18 protein-coding genes are annotated in these 17541 nt (G+C 60.5%); 8 read left to right on the top strand and 10 right to left on the bottom strand.

Annotated features, from left to right (window positions below; translation table 11 throughout):
- Window positions 1–107 precede the first annotated feature (107 nt).
- The gene (locus ACMVPR_RS12365) at window positions 108–956 is read right to left on the bottom strand and encodes a fumarylacetoacetate hydrolase family protein (RefSeq protein ID WP_416883128.1); all 849 of its coding nucleotides are present in this window, start codon (window positions 954–956) and stop codon (window positions 108–110) included.
- Window positions 957–1268: 312 nt separating this feature from the next.
- On the opposite strand from ACMVPR_RS12365, the gene ihfB reads away from it, so the two are divergent.
- From ihfB to ACMVPR_RS12350, 3 genes are read left to right on the top strand one after another with little or no spacing between them, the layout of a single operon-like run.
- Window positions 1269–1550 carry an integration host factor subunit beta gene (gene ihfB / locus ACMVPR_RS12360; RefSeq protein WP_292267937.1) on the top strand — a complete coding sequence of 94 codons (282 nt, stop codon included), beginning with the start codon at window positions 1269–1271 and terminating at the stop codon, window positions 1548–1550.
- 6 nt (window positions 1551–1556) lie between these two features.
- Window positions 1557–1907: a LapA family protein gene (locus ACMVPR_RS12355; RefSeq protein ID WP_292267930.1), complete on the top strand. Its 351-nt coding sequence runs from the start codon at window positions 1557–1559 to the stop codon at window positions 1905–1907.
- Window positions 1908–1915: 8 nt separating this feature from the next.
- Window positions 1916–2572, top strand: coding sequence for a phosphoribosylanthranilate isomerase (locus tag ACMVPR_RS12350; RefSeq protein ID WP_416883127.1), 657 nt, complete (start codon window positions 1916–1918; stop codon window positions 2570–2572).
- Between the two features lie 90 nt (window positions 2573–2662).
- Here ACMVPR_RS12350 and ACMVPR_RS12345 read toward each other — a convergent pair whose 3' ends face one another.
- Both ACMVPR_RS12345 and ACMVPR_RS12340 read right to left on the bottom strand, forming a co-directional pair.
- Window positions 2663–3709 (bottom strand): quinone-dependent dihydroorotate dehydrogenase, encoded by a 1047-nt coding sequence (locus ACMVPR_RS12345; RefSeq protein WP_416883126.1) that lies wholly within the window; start codon window positions 3707–3709, stop codon window positions 2663–2665.
- Window positions 3706–4041: a DUF952 domain-containing protein gene (locus ACMVPR_RS12340; protein ID WP_300584905.1), complete on the bottom strand. Its 336-nt coding sequence runs from the start codon at window positions 4039–4041 to the stop codon at window positions 3706–3708. Before ACMVPR_RS12340 ends, ACMVPR_RS12345 begins: the two co-directional genes overlap by 4 nt.
- A gap of 163 nt (window positions 4042–4204) precedes the next feature.
- Here ACMVPR_RS12340 and ACMVPR_RS12335 point away from each other — a divergent pair, with 163 nt between their 5' ends.
- Window positions 4205–5788, top strand: coding sequence for a bifunctional metallophosphatase/5'-nucleotidase (locus tag ACMVPR_RS12335; RefSeq protein WP_416883125.1), 1584 nt, complete (start codon window positions 4205–4207; stop codon window positions 5786–5788).
- Here the strand turns inward: ACMVPR_RS12335 and ACMVPR_RS12330 are convergent.
- A complete protein-coding gene (locus tag ACMVPR_RS12330; RefSeq protein WP_416883124.1) occupies window positions 5778–6422 on the bottom strand; it encodes a flavodoxin family protein in 645 nt (214 codons plus the stop codon). The genes ACMVPR_RS12335 and ACMVPR_RS12330 overlap by 11 nt on opposite strands.
- 9 nt (window positions 6423–6431) lie before the next feature.
- Between ACMVPR_RS12330 and ACMVPR_RS12325 the strand changes: the two genes are divergently transcribed.
- Together ACMVPR_RS12325 and ACMVPR_RS12320 are read left to right on the top strand one after the other, a co-directional pair.
- Window positions 6432–7097, top strand: coding sequence for an SOS response-associated peptidase (locus ACMVPR_RS12325; RefSeq protein WP_416883123.1), 666 nt, complete (start codon window positions 6432–6434; stop codon window positions 7095–7097).
- Between the two features lie 57 nt (window positions 7098–7154).
- Window positions 7155–8540 (top strand): FAD-binding oxidoreductase, encoded by a 1386-nt coding sequence (locus ACMVPR_RS12320; protein ID WP_416883122.1) that lies wholly within the window; start codon window positions 7155–7157, stop codon window positions 8538–8540.
- A gap of 121 nt (window positions 8541–8661) precedes the next feature.
- On the opposite strand, the gene ACMVPR_RS12315 is transcribed toward ACMVPR_RS12320, so the two are convergent.
- The 4 genes from ACMVPR_RS12315 to ACMVPR_RS12300 form a co-directional block, all read right to left on the bottom strand.
- Window positions 8662–9543, bottom strand: a complete 882-nt coding sequence (locus tag ACMVPR_RS12315; protein ID WP_292267923.1) for a carbohydrate ABC transporter permease — start codon at window positions 9541–9543, stop codon at window positions 8662–8664.
- An 11-nt stretch (window positions 9544–9554) separates the two neighbouring features.
- Window positions 9555–10580, bottom strand: a complete 1026-nt coding sequence (locus ACMVPR_RS12310; protein WP_416883121.1) for a carbohydrate ABC transporter permease — start codon at window positions 10578–10580, stop codon at window positions 9555–9557.
- Window positions 10581–10657: 77 nt separating this feature from the next.
- Complete coding sequence (locus tag ACMVPR_RS12305) at window positions 10658–11899, bottom strand: ABC transporter substrate-binding protein (RefSeq protein WP_416883120.1); 1242 nt, start codon at window positions 11897–11899, stop codon at window positions 10658–10660.
- Between the two features lie 78 nt (window positions 11900–11977).
- On the bottom strand, window positions 11978–13030 hold the full coding sequence (locus ACMVPR_RS12300; RefSeq protein ID WP_416883119.1) for an ABC transporter ATP-binding protein: 1053 nt from the start codon (window positions 13028–13030) through the stop codon (window positions 11978–11980).
- Between the two features lie 290 nt (window positions 13031–13320).
- Between ACMVPR_RS12300 and ACMVPR_RS12295 the strand changes: the two genes are divergently transcribed.
- Together ACMVPR_RS12295 and ACMVPR_RS12290 are read left to right on the top strand one after the other, a co-directional pair.
- Entirely contained in the window at window positions 13321–15201 is a 1881-nt protein-coding gene (locus tag ACMVPR_RS12295) for an acyl-CoA synthetase (protein ID WP_416883118.1), read from the top strand.
- Between the two features lie 145 nt (window positions 15202–15346).
- The gene (locus tag ACMVPR_RS12290; protein ID WP_416883117.1) at window positions 15347–15745 is read left to right on the top strand and encodes a DUF1801 domain-containing protein; all 399 of its coding nucleotides are present in this window, start codon (window positions 15347–15349) and stop codon (window positions 15743–15745) included.
- On the opposite strand, the gene ACMVPR_RS12285 is transcribed toward ACMVPR_RS12290, so the two are convergent.
- Complete coding sequence (locus tag ACMVPR_RS12285) at window positions 15742–17160, bottom strand: amidase (RefSeq protein ID WP_416883116.1); 1419 nt, start codon at window positions 17158–17160, stop codon at window positions 15742–15744. The genes ACMVPR_RS12290 and ACMVPR_RS12285 overlap by 4 nt on opposite strands.
- Complete coding sequence (locus ACMVPR_RS12280; protein WP_416883115.1) at window positions 17157–17477, bottom strand: ArsR/SmtB family transcription factor; 321 nt, start codon at window positions 17475–17477, stop codon at window positions 17157–17159. Before ACMVPR_RS12280 ends, ACMVPR_RS12285 begins: the two co-directional genes overlap by 4 nt.
- Window positions 17478–17541: the final 64 nt, after the last annotated feature.

Genomic DNA, 17541 nt, shown 5'->3' with positions numbered 1-17541 from the left:
AAAGTCGGAAGGGTAAATGTCGGATTGGATGTTAAGTTATTGATATTATTTAGTTTAAATTTCAGCCAAGACGTAATTCCCGTGTCGGACGATACTGACGGCCCGCCTCAGTCGCGTGCTGCGATGCAGGTCTGGCGCTGTTCGCCCAAGCCTTCGATGCTGAGGACCATTTCGTCGCCCTCGCGCAGGTAGACCTGCGGCTTTTGCCCCATGCCCACACCCGGAGGCGTTCCGGTGGCGATCACGTCTCCCGGATAGAGCGTCATGAACTGCGAAAGATGCGAGATCACGGTGGCGACCGAGAAATGCATCGTGCGGGTCGAGCCATCCTGCATGCTCTGACCATTGACCGAAAGCGTCATGGCAAGGTTCTGCGGATCGGGCACTTCGTCTGCCGTGACGAGCCATGGGCCCATGGGCGCGAAGGTGTCGTGTGATTTGCCTTTGACCCACTGACCCGACCGGTGAAGCTGGAAGTCGCGTTCGCTCACGTCGTTGAGGATGCAATAGCCCGCGACATGCGAGAGTGCGTCCGCTTCGGACACGTATTTCGCGCGGGTGCCGATGACCACGCCCAGTTCCACTTCCCAGTCGGTCTTGGTCGATCCGCGCGGGATTTCCACCGCGTCATTCGGGCCGCAGATCGACGAGGTCGCCTTGAAGAACACGATCGGTTCCTCGGGCAGCGCCATATTCGCCTCTGCCGCGTGGTCTGCATAGTTGAGACCGATCGCGATCAGCTTGCCGACCGCGCCGACGCATGCGCCGATCCGGGGCTGACCGGCGACAACGGGAAGGTCGTTTGGATCGAGGCCGCGCATGTTTTCGAGCGCTGCCGGAGACAAGGTCGCCCCCGAGATGTCATTGATCCGGCTGGACAGGTCGCGGATCTGTCCGTCTGCATCGAGCAGTCCGGGTTTCTCTGCACCAAGCTCTCCGAAACGCAGCAACTTCATCTGATATCCTCTCCAAATTTGTCTGCCTGCACAGAGCCAGCGATGGGGGCGGAAGTCCAGAGATCTGCGCAAAAAGGTGGCGGTCCGATTCCGGCCAACGGAGCGAATCGTAATGTGACTTCAATACAGACACATGCGGGTCGAATGCCGGTTTTTTCCGATTCCACCGCGCGAGGTGGCTTTGAACCGCTTAATTTGGCTGAACTTTCTGCCAAACCCGTCAACGCCATGGTTTCCGTCTTGGCATGTCCTGCGTATACTCGCGCCAAAGAACAGCACGGAATGGGCGTGCGACCAGAGGGATGTATGACGATGATACGGTCTGAGTTGATTCAAAAGATTGCCGACGACAATCCGCATTTGTACCAGCGTGATGTCGAACGGATCGTGAATACCATTTTTGAAGAGATCATCGACGCGATGGCGCGGGGCGACCGGGTCGAACTGCGCGGCTTTGGCGCTTTCTCGGTCAAGAAACGCGATTCCCGCACTGGACGGAACCCGCGCACCGGCGAGGCGGTTGAAGTGGAAGAAAAGCACGTGCCGTTTTTCAAGACTGGCAAGTTGCTTCGGGACAGATTGAACGGAAAGTAAGGACTGATGCGATACATCCGCTATGCATTTCTCGCGGCACTGGCCATTGTGCTGGTGTCCGTCGCACTCGCCAATCGTGGCATGGTGATGCTCCAGCTTCTGCCTTCGGGACTGTCCGAAATGGCGGGGATGAACCGATCCATCGAACTGCCGATGTTCATCGTGATCTTCGGGAGCATTATTGCCGGCCTGCTGATCGGGTTCGTCTGGGAATGGCTGCGGGAGCACAAGCATCGTGCGGCAGCCTCTCAGCGCCAGACCGAGGTCAAGCGGCTAGAGCGGGAACTGCGCCGAACCAAGGCAGAACGTGACAAGGACAAGGACGAGGTTCTGGCGCTTCTCGACGAGGCGAGCTGAGCCGGTCGATGACCCCAGGCATTCGGACAAAAATCTGCGGGCTCACCCGGCCCGAGGACGTACACGCCTGTGCGACGGCAGGTGCGACTTATATCGGTCTGAACTTCTTTCCCAAAAGCCCCCGCTTCCTGTCATTCGACGCCGCGCGCGCGCTCGCGGTCGAAGCGCCGATCGGTCTGGCCAAGGTGGGTCTTGTGGTGAACGTCGACAATGGGTTTCTGGATGATCTCGTGGCGCAGGTCCCGTTGGATTTCATTCAATTGCATGGCAGCGAAAGCCCGGAGCGCGTGAGCGAGGTTCGGGCGCGCTATGGTTTGCCGATCATCAAGGCCGTGGGCGTGGCAGATGAAGAGGATGTGGCCGCATTGGACCTTTATGCCGAGGTGGCAGACCAGATCCTTGTTGATGCAAAACCACCCAAAAACGCGGTGCTGCCCGGGGGCAATGGTGTGTCCTTCGACTGGCGGCTGATCTCGGCACGCCGTTGGCCCAAACCTTGGTTGCTGGCGGGAGGTCTGACGCCGGATAACGTGGCCGAGGCGATTGCGTTGACCGGGACCAAGCAGGTGGATGTGTCGTCCGGGGTGGAATCTGCACCCGGCGTCAAGGATGCGGGTTTGATCCGGGATTTCATCGCGGCAACGCGCATGCCTGTAAGGCTCTAGCAGGTCGGGAACAGGGATTTTCCGAAAAACGGAAAATCTGGGGCGCTGCCCCAGACCCCGAAGTATTTTCAAACCAGAGAAGACGAAAGATCAGGCGCCTGTGCCGACGGCTTCGGCGACAGTTGCGTAGCCATCACGTTTGAGAAGCGCATCAAGTCCCTCGGCGATCTGCGGCACAAGACCCAAACCGTGATACACCAGTGCCGAATAAAGCTGCACGGCCGACGCCCCGGCCTTGATCTTGGCATAGGCGTCTTCTGCAGAAGCAACGCCGCCCACTCCGATGATCGGTAGCTTACCTTCGATGGCGCGGTAGAGCTGAGCGAGCACACGGGTGGATTTCTCGAACAGCGGCTGGCCGGACAATCCACCTTTTTCGTCGCGATGTGCGGAGGTCAGCCCGCGGCGGTCCAGCGTGGTATTCGTCGCGATCAGGCCGTCGATCCCCGAGATCAGAGCCACCTCAGCCACATCCGCGATTTCCGCATCCGTCAGGTCAGGCGCGATCTTGAGGAAGATCGGGATTGGGCGGTCCAGTGCCGCGTTGGTGGACATGACCCCGGCCAGAAGCGCGGACAGTGCGTCTTTGCCCTGTAGATCGCGCAGTTTTTCGGTATTGGGCGAGCTGACATTCACCGTCGCAAAGTCCAGATGCGCCGCGCAGGTGGCCAGCACGGTGGCGAAATCGGCGGCGCGGTTCTCGCTATCCTTGTTGGCGCCGAGATTGAGACCGATGATGGCGTCGCGCGGGCGTTCGCTCAGACGGGCGGCAATGGCCTGCATGCCGTCATTGTTGAACCCGAAGCGGTTGATCACCGCGCGGTCTTCGGACAGGCGGAAGAGGCGCGGTTTCGGATTGCCGGGCTGTGGGCGCGGGGTGGCGGCGCCGACCTCGATGAAGCCAAACCCGGAACGGGACAGGGGGCGCAGGGCCGTGGCGTTCTTGTCGAAGCCGGCGGCAAGTCCGACCGGGTTGGCAAGCGCCATGCCAGCGAGATTTGTGCGCAGGCGCGTGCTGGTCACTGTCCCAGCGGTTGGTGAGAGGCCGAACCGCAGCGCGGTCAACGCCATGCCGTGGGCAGTTTCAGGGTCGAACCGGTGCAGCAGGCGCAGCCCGGCTTGTTCCAGCAGGCTCATGCAAGATCGTCCGGAAATTCATGCCATTCGCCGTTGCAAGGCAGGGGCTTGGCCCAGACCACATCTGCCAATCGGAGCGGCCCGTAGAGATGCGGGAACAATGCGCCGCCTCGGGAAGGTTCCCAGCGCAGGTCGCCTGCCATCGCGGTTTCGTCGTAGGCCAGAAGCATCAACCCATCCCGACCGGCGAAATGCTTGGCCGCTGTTTCACGCACCTGTTCGGCGGTGGAGAAATGCACATAGCCGTCGGTCACGTCTATCGGCGCGCCGGAGGTTTCGCCATCGGCCTGCAGGGCGAGCCATTCGTCAGTGAGGAGGATTTTATAGATCATGCGATTGGATGTGCCGTTTGCGGGCCCTCGCGTCAAGCACTGTCATTTGCCTGTTCGCTTTGCGCGGTATCGGCAAATGCGCATGTGTCCCTAGGGTAAGTTTTGACTCCCCCCGCAAGGCGATGCACGATTGCGCCATAACAAACCGACAGAGGGGACTCACATGTCTTACCGACTTCTTTCAAGTGCCGCAGCATTGGCGTTGACTGCTGGCGTGGCACAGGCCGATTACACGCTCCACGTTATTCACATCAACGATTTGCACAGCCGTATTGAACCGATCAACCGTTTCGATTCCACCTGTTCCGCCGAGGACAATGCCGAGGGCAAATGCTTTGGTGGCGTCGCGCGGGTCAAGACGATGATCGACCAGTTGCGCGCCGAACTCGACGGGCAGAACGTGATCGTGGTGGATGCGGGCGACCAGTATCAAGGCTCGCTCATGTACACGACCTACAAGGGTGATGTCGAAGCCGAGATGATGGAGAAGATCGGGTTCGACGTGATGGCTGTCGGCAACCACGAATTCGACGATGGCGATGAAGGTCTGCTCAAGCTGATCGACAACGTGTCCTTCCCGGTCATTTCCGGCAACCTCGATGTGAGCCGGTCGAACATTCTGGCCGAGAAGGTTCAGAACCACGTGGTGCTCGAAGTGGGCGGCCAGAAAATTGGGATCGTGTCTGCGCTGGCGACCGACACCGTGGAAACCTCGTCGCCTTCGGAAGCCGTGATCTTTCAGGACGAGATCGACAGCATTGCGGCGGATGTGTCGACCTTGACCGCCGAGGGGGTCAACAAGATCATCGCGCTGAACCATGTGGGTCTTCCGCGTGACCTCGAAATCGCAGCAGCGGTGCCGGGGCTGGACGCGGTTGTGGGCGGTCACAGCCACACTTATCTGTCTGCAACCGACCCTGACCGTCAGGGTGCCTACCCGACCTTTGCCAGCCAGGAAGACGGAACATTGGTGCCCGTGGTGCAGGCCTATGCCTACTCCAAGTATGTCGGCCATCTGGTTCTGAACTTCGACGATGAAGGCAACCTGACCTATGCGTCGGGCGACACGATCCTGCTGGACGCGTCGGTTGAGGAAGACCCGGAGATCGTCGCGCGGGTGGCAGAACTCGCCGGTCCCATCGAAGAGATGAAGACCCGCGTTGTCGCCGAGGCGGCAGAGGCCATTGAAGGCAGCCGTGATGTCTGCCGCGCGATGGAATGCCCGATGGGCAACCTTGTGGCCGACGCGATGCTCGACCGTGTGAAGGATCAGGGCGTCCAGATCGCCATTCAGAACGGGGGTGGTCTGCGTGCCTCCATTGACGCGGGCGAGGTCACCATGGGTGAGGTTCTCACTGTGCTGCCGTTCCAGAACACGCTGTCGACCTTCGAGGTGACGGGTGCGCAGATCCTTGCAGCGCTTGAGAACGGAGTAAGCCAGGTCGAAGAGGGCGCAGGCCGTTTCCCACAGGTGGCGGGCATGAGCTTTACCGTCGATCTGACGCAGGCTCCGGGCAGCCGCATCTCCAACGTCATGGTGGGCGATGCTCCGCTTGACCCAGAGGCCACCTATGGTGCGGTGTCCAACAACTATGTTCGCAACGGTGGTGATGGCTACCGGATGTTCCGGGACGCGATGAACGCCTATGATTACGGCCCCGATCTGGCGGATGTGACAGCCGAGTATCTGGCCAAGGTTGGTCCGTATCAGCCCTTCACGGACGGCCGGATCACCGTTAACAAGTAACCTTTTCAGCGTGGGGCAAACCTGCCCATCGCAATGTCACCTTTTCGAACCGCGCGCCAAACCGGCGCGCGGTTTCTTTGTCGTGATCATCGATAAGGATTGATTTGTTTCTTGAAGAGGTGGCGATCAATCCCAACCACCCGCCGTCTCGGTTGATTCCGGGGTTGCTCATGTCCACCGGCGCGCCGATTTCTGTCTGGCCGACCCAGATCATCCCCATTTGTGCTGCGTAGATCGCCATGCGTGTCAAGGAAGAGAGCTTGTCACCAGAACCATAGGTTCCGACCGTGAATCCTCCGGCCAGTTTGTCTTGCCAGTCCTGTGTCTCCCACCGCGAAGCGGCCTCTTCTAGGAACGCACCAAACTCCGCTGCGGTGGAGCCCATATAAGTCGGTGCGCCGAAAAGGATCGCGTCTGCCGCATCTAATGCGTCCCAATCCGTGTCGGTGATCTTGGTCACGTCAATCAGCCGCGAACAGCCGTCGGATATTCCAGTAGCAATGTTTTCTGCCAGCCGCGCCGTGTGCCCGGCGCCGCTATAGTATGGGATACAAACCGAAATGCTCATGCGAAACAGATTATTGCAGACGCCGCGTTTGGCAAGCTGCTTGCCCTCGTGCTGTTGCGGGGTCATCCTCGGCCCATGTGTGGACGTTTCGCCCTGACCCTGCCGCATGATGCGATGGCGCAGCTGTTTGATGCGGTGCCGTCGAACGCGTTGCCCGACCTTCCCAATTACAACATCTGTCCGACGAACCACATCCATGCCGTTCATGTGCTGGAAGGGCAAAGGCGGCTCGTTGCGATGCGCTGGGGGTTTTTGCCGCATTGGTACAAGACGGAAAACGGCGGACCGCTGCTGATCAATGCGCGGGCCGAGACAATCGCGGAAAAGCCCGCCTTCAAAGCGGCCTGTCGCGAGCGGCGCTGTCTGATCCCGGCGACCGGGTTTTACGAATGGACCAAGGATGACGAGGACAACCGCCTGCCGTGGTACATTCATCCGGCCGATGCCGAACTTTTGGTCTTTGCCGGGGTCTGGCAGGATTGGGAGCGCGATGGCGTCGCACATCGCACCTGCGCCATCGTCACGACCGGCGCAAATGAGCGGATGTCGGCCATTCATCATCGCCAGCCCGTGACGCTGCGCCCCGAGGACTGGGCGCTTTGGCTGGGCGAGTCGGGGCATGGGGCTGCGACCTTGATGCAGGCGGCCCCCGAGGATGCGATGGACTTCTACCGTGTTGATCGGCGCGTGAATTCGAACCGTGCGTCGGGACCTGAATTGATTGAACCGATAGACGGTTGAACAGGGTTTTCCCCACCGCGAGGACGCAGTAGCGTGGCGCCGATCTGGGAGGTCCACATGTCCAACGCCAATATCGAAGCAACCCTTGCAGCTTTGCGCGAACTCTTGGGAGACCGCCTGTCCACGGGGCCGTCCATCCTCGATCAGCACAGCCGTGACGAGGCCTATACGCGACCTGTTTTGCCTGACGCGGTTGCGTTCCCCGAGACCACGGATGAGGTGTCCCAGATCCTCAAGACCTGTTCGCAGTACGGCTGTCCGGTGGTCCCGTATGGAATCGGATCGTCGCTGGAAGGACATATCGTGCCCATTCATGGCGGGATCACTGTCGATACGAGCCGGATGAACAAGGTGCTTCAGATCAATGAAAGCGATCTGGACGCGGTGGTGGAACCGGGTGTGACGCGGGTGCAATTGAACGAGGCGCTGCGCGCGACCGGGCTCATGTTCACCGTGGACCCCGGCGCTGATGCCACCCTGGGCGGTATGGCGGCGACGCGGGCGTCCGGCACCAACACGGTGCGCTATGGCACGATGGCGGACAATGTGCTGGCGTTGGAAGTGGTCTTGCCGGATGGGCAGATTATCGAAACTGGCAGCCGGGCGCGGAAATCCTCGACGGGATATGATCTGACGCATCTTTTTGTCGGGTCGGAAGGCACGCTGGGCATCATCACCAAGCTGACGGTCAAGTTGCGCGGTCAGCCCGAACATGTCGCGGCGGCGACCTGCGCCTTTCCGGATATTGCAAGTGCTGTAGACACGGTGATCCTCGCGATCCAGATGGGGATCCCGATGGCCCGGATCGAATTGCTGGACGAGGTGCAGATGAAGGGTATGAACATCTACAACCCCGACATGGGGCTGCCGGAAGTGCCGCATCTCTTCCTCGAATTCCACGGATCGGAGGCAGGGGTGGCCGAGCAGGTGGCGAGTTTTTCCGCGCTCGTGGACGACCATGGCGGGTCGGATTTCCAATGGGCCACCAAGACCGAAGATCGCAACCGGCTTTGGCAGGCGCGGCACAACGCATATTATGCGGGCCGGTCGCTGCGACCGGGGGCAAACGGAGTGATCACCGATTGCTGTGTGCCGATCTCAGCCTTGTCCGAATGTCTGATGCGGGCCAAGGATTTGGCGGCCAAGTCGGGTTTTCTTGCGCCGATCGTCGGGCATGTGGGGGACGGCAACTTTCACCTGCTGATCCTTGTCGATCCCGAAAGCGAGGACGAACTGACGCGGGCGAAGGCTCTTGTCGAAGCGGTCAATATCCTTGCGCTGGAATTCGGCGGCACCGTGAGCGGTGAACATGGCATTGGTGCGGGCAAGCGCAAATATCTGGTGCAGGAACATGGCGCGGCTTATGCGCTGATGGCAACGCTGAAGAAGGCGATTGATCCGGGCAATATCATGAACCCCGGCAAGCTCGTGACGTTGAACTGAGCGCGGGCGAGGATGCGTCGACGCATCCTTGCTTTCCGTTGACGGAAAGCGGGGGCTCTGCCCCAGTCGCCCATTGGGCGACTTCCCCGAAGTATTTCTGAACCAGAGAAGCCTAGGAGGGTCAGCCCTTCACCGCGCCCGCTGTAAGGCCCGACACGATCTGGCGTTGGAAGAACATGATCAGCAGAAACAGCGGCGCGGTTGTCGAGACGACGGCGGCGACGGCGAACATCACGTTGCCCTTGGTCTGAGTTGTGCCAAGGAAAGACGCGATCTTGGGCACCATGGTCTGGTTCTGTTTGTCGAGGATCATCGCGGTCACGGCGAAGTCGTTATAGGCCAGCAGGAAGCTGAACAGCCCAGTGGTGATCACGCCGGGCCACATGACCGGGATGATCACATGGCGGAAGGCCTGAAAGCGGGTGCAGCCGTCGACCATCGCGGACTCATCAAGGTCTTGGGGTATGTTCTTGAAGAAGGAATGCAGCATCCAGAGAGTGAAGGGTTGGTTGATCGCCACCAGCACGATGATCGCGGTGGGCAGGTAGCCCCAGATGTTCCACTGGAAGAACACGGGCAGGTAGCCCGAGACCAGCGTGATCGGTGGCATGGCGCGGAAGATGAGCGCGATCAGCAGGAACCAGAACGCGTAGCGATAGGTGGACCGAGCGAGCGCATAGCCCCCCAGCGTTCCCAGTGTCAGCGAGATGGTCACGACGAAGAGACAGACCAGCGTGGAATTCCACGCGGCTTTCCAGAACTCTTCCTGCACCCAAGCGCCGGAATAGCCTTGCGTGGTGAAGGCATCGCCGGTTTCACGGGTGGTCATCTCGCCGGTCAGCACATTGGTCCAGTCGGCCAGCGAGAAGAAATCGCCTTCGACCTTGAACGACCCCCAGAGTGTCCAGAAGAACGGGAAAGCGGCCGCGATCATCCATGTGATGAGGATGATCACGAGGATCGCCTGAAGGGCGGCGGGGCGTTTCTGCGCCTGGTTCGCCATGGTCGTCCTCCTCAGGCCGCTTTGCCGTAGTCGCGATAGGTGCGGATCAACACCGGTGACAGCAGGATGGCCACGCCGATGATGGTCAGCACCGAGGTTGCGGCGGCGGAACTGAGCTGCTGTGTCTCGCCCCCAAGATCGTTGTAGATCGCCCAACTGAGCGAGGTCGCATGGGCGCTCGCGTTGAAGCTGACGATGGGCTCGAACACCCGGAAATTGTCCATCAACTGCATCAGCGCGATGAAGGTGGTCAGCGGCAGAAGATGCGGGATTACCACATGGCGGATCTGCTGCCAGCGGCTGGCACCGTCGATGCGGGCGGCTTCAAGCGTGTCGGTGTTCACGGTTTGCAGGCCGGCGTAGTAGACGATGAAGGCGAAGGGTGCGGAGTGCCAGACACCATAGACCATCAGCATCGCCCACATCAGTCCGGTGTCGGCTTTGACGGATAGGCTCGGGTCATCGGCAAGCCAGCGGAGTGCTGTGCCAAGGATGCCGCGCGCATCGACCATCCAGAACAGGATGAGCGATCCGATCAGCGGAGTGACCATCATTGGCAGCAGCGAGAAAAAGATCAGCGGGCCACGAATGGCGCGGGCGGCGCTGTTGACGGCAACCGCGATGATGAAGCCAAAGATGATCGTCAGCGGCGTGACCACAAAGGTAAAGGTCAGGGTAAAGCCGAGGGCCTTGTAGAAGGGCAGGTTCATCAGCTTGCCAATGAAATCGCCAATACTTGTGCTTTGCTCCCAAAGCGGGCCGATCTGGGCGGTCGCCAGGTGGTTGCGGTCCTTGTAGATTTCCAGACCGGCGAAGCGACCCAGCGGCTGTTCTTCGCGCAGTGCAGCTGTGGCCTCCTGGTCGATGGCGGTGGCCTTTGTGCAGCCGAAGGGGCCGCAGTTTTCCACCTCGATGATGACCTGCTCATGCGCCGCGTGCAGCGACTGGACCACCACGGACACGATCGGGAAGAAGATGAACAGCAGCATGGCGACTGCCGAGGGCAGAACAAACCAGAAAAACGCGCTGTGTTTCATCGGAGCTTTCCCTGAGCTTGGGGCAAACAGGAGAGGTCGGGGGCGGACAAAGCCGCCCCCGTTTGATCAGGCTTGCGTCAGTTGACGAAGCCCTTTTCGCGCGCGGCGGTCATATAGGCGTCTTCGATGTCCGACAGCGCCTGCTCTGCGCTTTCCTTGCCTTGCAGGAAGTCAGCAATGTTGTCGCCAAGGGCTGTGTGCAACAGTCCGTGATGCGGCAACATCGGGTAGGGGGTGGTCTGCATCGAGATGGCCGAGAACACGCCTTCGTTGACGGGTGCGGGCTGGTAGCCTTCGATCATCCAGACCGCCTGACCCATGGTCTCGTCGTTCAGGATCGCCGGGCTGATGCCGTGCTTCATCGCCTTGAAGGTGGCTTCGGCGTCAGCATCGCTGATGTTCTTGGCGACGGTCCAGCCGTCCCACCAGAGGGTCGAGGCGGGTGAATTTCCACCTGCAACAGTCATCGGGCCGCCAACGGTGGTGTTCTCGTACACCTCTGGTGTGGAGCCTTCGGCATCCATCAACACGCCGGTCCGTGACCCCCACATGTTCATCAAAGCGACGTTGCCTGCTTCCCATTCCGCGCTGGTGGCGTTGGAATCGTGGGTCAGGTAGTCGGGGTTCATGTAGGCGCTGAGCGATTTCAGCATCTCAAGCGTGGCGACACCGGCCGGGTTGTTGATCGAGACCTGTGCGGTGCCCGGTTTGTAGAATTCGCCGCCATGGCCGATATACATGTTCACGAATTCCTGCGCGAGGTTCCAGCCTGCCATATACGCGCCGCCCAGCGGGTATTCGAGGATGCCTTCGGCACGAATTTTCTCGGCTGCGGCCAACATATCTTCATAGGTCTTTGGCGGCTCCATCCCGATCTGTTCGAGGATGTCCTTGCGGTAGACGAGGTGCTGTGCGTTCGCCATGAAGGCCACGGCCATCACCTGACCGTTGATGGTAATCAACTGGTTCTTCGGGATGTCCTGACCAAAAGCGGCGACAAGATCGTCCAGTGGGCGGATCACGTCTTCATTGACCAGCGCGACAATCGACGAGTTGGCCACGATGGCGGTGGTGTATTCTGCCGGGTTGCCCTGCATGCCGGCAAGGTTGATCTTCTGGTGGTCGGCTGTGAGGTTGGCCTTTGCCTCGCTCAGACCGGCGCAGTCCTGCGCGTTCCGCGCAACGGTCTGGATCGCCGGGAATTCGTTGCCGATGATGCTCAGACGGCCTTCGGTGATGCCGCAATCGGCAGCCATGCTCGCGGTCGCGCTGGCAGCGACAAGGAACGAGCCTGTCATCAGGATGTGTCTAAGGTTCATTTTGGTCTCCCTGTGTGTCTGGATGCGCGGTTCTGGTCGCATCTCTGTTTCCCGGATGAGCCGGGACTCTCTGGTCGGTCAGCCGTCGATGCGTTGGCCTGTCTCGGTCGAAAACAGGTGGCAGATCTCGGGCGGGACATGGATCGAAACCGGTTCCCCGATTTCGGCCCGAAAGGTCTTGTCGGCCTTGACGGCGACAAGGGCAGAGCCGATGCGCACCGATATCATCGTGGCATCGCCTAATAGTTCGAGTGTGTAGATCGGCGCGGTGATCTGACCGTCGCCCGCGGGCGCGAGCGAGGCATCCTCGGCGCGAAAGCCCAGCGTGGTCTTGCCATTGGCGGCGGACAATCCGGAAATGCGGGTGTCGCGGGCGGTGAAGACGCCGTCATGGCTGTCCCCCTCGATCAGGTTCATGGCGGGGCTGCCGATGAAGCTGGCGACGAAGATATTGGCGGGGCGGTCATAAATCTCGGTCGGGCTGCCAACCTGTTGAACGATGCCCTTTTCCATGACGACCACGCGGTCGGCCAAGGTCATCGCTTCGATCTGGTCATGGGTCACGTAGATCGTCGTGACGGCGAGTTCATGGCTCAGGTTCTTGATCTGGGCGCGGGTGCTGACCCGCAACTTGGCGTCGAGGTTCGACAGCGGCTCGTCCATCAGGAACACGTTGGGTTCGCGCACGATGGCGCGGGCCAGCGCCACGCGCTGGCGCTGACCTCCCGACAGTTCTGCAGGCTTGCGGTGCAGGAAATCGTCAAGCTCCACCATTGCGCTGGCACGGCGCACCTTGGCGTCATGTGTGGACGGGTCAATGCCGCGCACCTTGAGGGGAAAGCGGATGTTCTCGTAGACGTTCATGTTCGGGTAGAGCGCGTAGGACTGAAAGACCATCGCCACATCCCGGTCCTTGGGGTCGAGATTGTTCACCACCTTGCCGTCGATGGCGATCTCGCCTTCGGTGATGTCTTCGAGTCCCGCAATCATCCGCATGGTCGTGGTCTTGCCGCAGCCCGAAGGGCCGAGCAGGACAAGGAACTCCTTGTCGGCAATGGTCAGGTTGAAATTGTCGACGGCGACGAAGCTGCCCCAGCGTTTGTTGACGTTCCTGAGCTGGATTTCCGCCATGGCTTCCCCCTGCGCAAAGATAGAATTTGCGGTCGACCACCCCACCAAGCCATAGGGTTCGCGGTTTGGCAAGACTTCTTTGCAAACGTGTGCAAAAAATCAAAACAGGGTCGGCACGCATCCAAAATCACGAGGGATCCACGGGACATGCTGCACAGGATCAGCTAAGAACGCAGCGTCACGACCGCTTTGTCGTAGCGTCGGACTGTCTTGTTTTGTCCAAATATCCGCTAAACAACAGGGCCTGACGCGCCTGAGCGCAGGTGGACTGACACGAGGGAGGGGACACCATGACGTTTGCGAGTTTCGAGGACCGCGACGCGATCGAGAATGAGATGCCATGGGCAGACCGGGATGTGCCGGCGACGCTTTATGGCCAGTTGAGCAAGACGGCGGCTGCGTTCCCAAATCGCCCGGCTGCCAGTTTCCAGTTGCTTTCAGGGCCGAAGGACAAGGCAGAAACGCTGACATGGTCCGAACTGCGGTCGCGCACTGTTCAGGCAGCGAACCTGTTCCGCAAGCTGGGCGTCGGCGAAACCGACGTGGTCGCCTATGTGCTTCCCAACAGCACCGAAACCATCGTCACCCTTTTGGGCGGTGCGATTGCCGGGATCGCCAATCCCATCAACCCGCTTCTGGAACCGGAACAGATTGCGGCCATTCTGCGCGAAACGAACGCCAAGGTGGTTGTCACGCTCAAGGCGTTTCCCAAGACCGATGTTCCCCAAAAGGTGGCCGAAGCCTGCCGCCATGCCCCCAATGTGCACACGGTGCTCGAGGTTGATCTGAACCGCTACCTGACGCCGCCCAAGTCATGGATCGTTCCCTTGGTGCGGCCCAAGAACCCCGGCGGGCATCATGCCGATGTGCTGAGTTTCACCGCTGAGCTGAAAAAGCAGAATACGACGCTCGATTTCGCTGACAGCGCTGGCGACCGTGTGGCGGCGTATTTCCATACTGGTGGCACCACGGGTATGCCCAAGGTGGCGCAGCACAAGTATTCCGGAATGATCTACAACGGGTGGCTGGGCAACAAGCTTCTGTTTACGGAGCAGGACAGCATCATGTGCCCGCTGCCGCTGTTCCATGTTTTTGCCTGCCATGTGATCCTGATGGCCTCGGTCGTGTCAGGGGCGCATACAGTGTTCCCGACGCCGCAGGGCTATCGCGGAGAAGGTGTGTTCGACAATTTCTGGAAGCTTTGCGAGAGGTGGAAAACCACCTTCGTGATCACCGTGCCCACTGCAATGTCCGCGATGATGCAGCGTCCGGTCGATGCCGATATCTCGACCATCAAAACGGCGTTTTCCGGCTCGTCTCCGCTGCCGCTTGAACTTTTCCACCGGTTCGAGAAAGCCTGCGGCGTGCGCGTGGTCGAAGGCTATGGCCTGACCGAGGCGACCTGTCTTGTGTCCTGCAACCCGCCGGATGGGGAAAAGAAAGTCGGATCGGTCGGGATTCCATTCCCCTACACGGATGTGAAGATCCTGACCCAGAAGAACGGATCGGTCGTTGCGTGCGGCGCGGATGAGATCGGAGAGATTTGTGTTTCGAATCCCGGCGTCTTTGCCGGCCACACCTATACAGAAGAGGCCAAGAACGCGGATCTGTTCCACTTCGGCACCCATCTGCGCACCGGCGATCTGGGGCGCATCGACGCGGATGGCTATCTCTGGATCACGGGACGGGCGAAAGACCTGATCATTCGGGGCGGGCACAATATCGACCCCGCCGAGATCGAAGAAGCCCTTTTGGCGCATCCCGCCGTGGCCTTTGCCGGTGCCATCGGTCAGCCTGACGCGCATGCGGGTGAACTGCCCTGTGCCTTTGTCGAACTGGTGGATGGTGCCAGTGTCACAGAGCAGGAACTTATGGAGCATTGTTCGGTGCATGTCCATGAACGCGCGGCCATCCCGAAGCACATGACGATCCTTGACGAGTTGCCCAAGACGGCGGTGGGAAAGGTGTTCAAGCCTGATCTGCGCAAGCATGCCATCACGCGGGTGTTCAATGCGGCATTGGACGAGGCCGGTTGCCCGGCGCGTGTGGTCTCGGTGGTGGACGACAAGACCCTTGGGCTGGTGGCGCAGGTGGATTTGCACGGGGCGGCGTCCGAGGATGTGGGCCACGTGCTGGGCAACTTTGCCAACCGGTGGGAGGCTGCGGCCTGAGGCACTTTCGGATCGGCTTTGCCGATCCGAAAGGCGCGCGCCTTCGGCGCGTGTTTTGCGTATTTGGAAAGAGAAGAAGACGGCAGCTGGATTGGGGTGTTTAGCGGCTTGACGACAGTGGATGTCGGCATGCGATGCTTGCCGAATGAGACCCGCACCTCCAATCCCGGACGACATCCAAGCTGCGTTGAATGTTCTGCCGGACGCTGCGCGCCCTGTGCTGTTTCGCCTGCGGGAGGCGATCTTTGAGGTGGCAAGCACCATACAGAACGTTGGCCAAGTGACGGAAACGCTCAAATGGGGACAGCCGTCCTATGCGGTTGCGACAGGCACGCCGCTGCGTTTGGGCATCACCAAAACGGGCGTTCCGGCCATATTCGTGCATTGCCAGACGACAATCGTGGCAGATGCGCGACTGGCGCTTGAGCCTGACCTGAGTTTCGAGGGCAACCGCGCCGTCCTGGTCCCGCAGGACAGGGCATTTCCCGACGCAGCGCTGCGTCAGGTCATCCATTCTGCGCTGACCTATCGTTCAAGGCGTTAGCGGACGATCGGGTCGATCAGGGTCACGGGCAAGTTCAGCGCTTGTTCCAGCGTATGCGCCACCTGCAAGAGCCGAGCTTCGCCGCGCGGTGGACCGATCAACTGCAGTCCGACGGGCATGCCTGAGGGCGTGAAGCCAACAGGTAGGGATAGCGCGGGAAGGCCTGCCACCGTGGCAAGAAACGCGAATTGCAGCCAGTCGATATAGTCGCGCATCGGGCGGCCCGCGACCTCTGTCGGGTATTCGATCTCGACCGGCAGAGGGGCAAGGCCATTGACCGGGCAGGCCAGCACGTCATGCGTTTTGAAGAAGCCGGCCATCGTGTTGTAGATTGCGGCGCGGTCGCGTTCAGCCTGGACATAATCGTCAAACGTCATCGCGCGGGCGTCTTTCAGGTTGCCCTTGATGGTATCCTTGTAGTGCATGGTGACGCTTTCCGGCGTCACCTGATAGCTGCCGAGGAAGGACAGGCAGCGCAGGGCGCGGAATGTTTCGTCCAGTCGGGGCACGTCGGGGCAGGTTTCTTCGAGCGTGATCGAGGGCAGTTTCAGGTTTTCCAGAGCGCCCCGCAGAACCCTGTCAATTTCTGAGGTGACGGCGGCAAAGCCATTCAGGTCGGGCGTGTAGGCGATGCGGATCTTGCCAGCGTCGCGGCGCGCAGTCTCAAGGTACGAGGTTTCGGGAGCCGGGAAGGAAATCGGCCAGACAGGATCGTAGCCCGCCATCGCATCGAGAAAGAGCGCACAGTCGAGAACGTCCCGCGCCATCGGGCCATCGACACCGCCATTGGTGAAGCCCAGATGTGCCGAGCTGCCGCCAGCGATACCGGGCGAGGGGCGCAGGCCCACGATGCCGCAGTAATTCGCGGGGCTGCGCAGGCTGCCGCCGAAATCCGATCCGTGGCTGAGCCAGAGCTCTCCGGTTGCCAGCGAGACAGCCGCACCACCCGATGACCCGGCGGCATTCATCCGCGTGTCCCACGGGTTGCGGGTGGCCCCGAAGACCGCGTTGAAGGTGTTGGCACCAGCGCCCAATTCGGGCGTGTTGGTCTTGCCCAGTACGACGCCGCCGCGCTGTTCCAGTCGCAGGACAAGCGGGTCGGATGCGCCGGGCACGTGATCGGCCATGCCTTTTGTGCCAAAGGTGGTGCGGACGCCTTCGACTGGGTTGAGATCCTTGATCCCGATAGGAAGCCCAGCCAAAGCGCTGTCCCTGGCGACAGTCGCCGCGCGTGCCCGGTCAGGGCAGCGGGTGACCACAGCGTTCACCGCAGGTTCCACCTGATCCATGCGTGACAGGCTGGCGGTGATCAGATCCTCTGTCGTCACCTCTCCCTTGCGGAGAAGAGTGATGACATCACGCGCGGATTTCGCGCACAGCTCGGGGCCGGAAAAGGCGGTGTCAGGGCGCGTCACGATCCGCAGAACATCCCATGCAGATGCGCGATCAGACGCGCGGTGTTGTCGTCGTTCAGGCTGTAGTAGATGGTCTTGCCATCGCGTCGGGTCTTGACCAGCTTTTCGTCACGCAGACGCGCGAGCATCTGGCTGACCGCAGCTTGCCGGATATTGAGCAGGGCTTCCAATTCGCCGACGGACTTCTCGCCCACGCCGAGGTGGCAGAGGATCATCAGCCGGCCTTCATGCGCAAGCGTCTTGAGATAGGCGGCTGCCTTTTCGGCACTTTCGGCCATGTCCTGCGCGGCATTGGGCGCGACACTCGTCTCGTTCATCGGATAACCCCCAGCAATCCCCGCGCTTTTAACACCGAAGGGAGGCAGGTTTCAAAGATTTATC

Origin of the sequence: Marivita sp. (assembly GCF_048006345.1) — a bacterium.
In the GTDB taxonomy this organism is placed as follows: domain Bacteria; phylum Pseudomonadota; class Alphaproteobacteria; order Rhodobacterales; family Rhodobacteraceae; genus Marivita.
The sequence above is the reverse complement of the archived record's forward strand: the minus strand, read 5'-3'. Positions and strand labels throughout refer to the sequence as shown.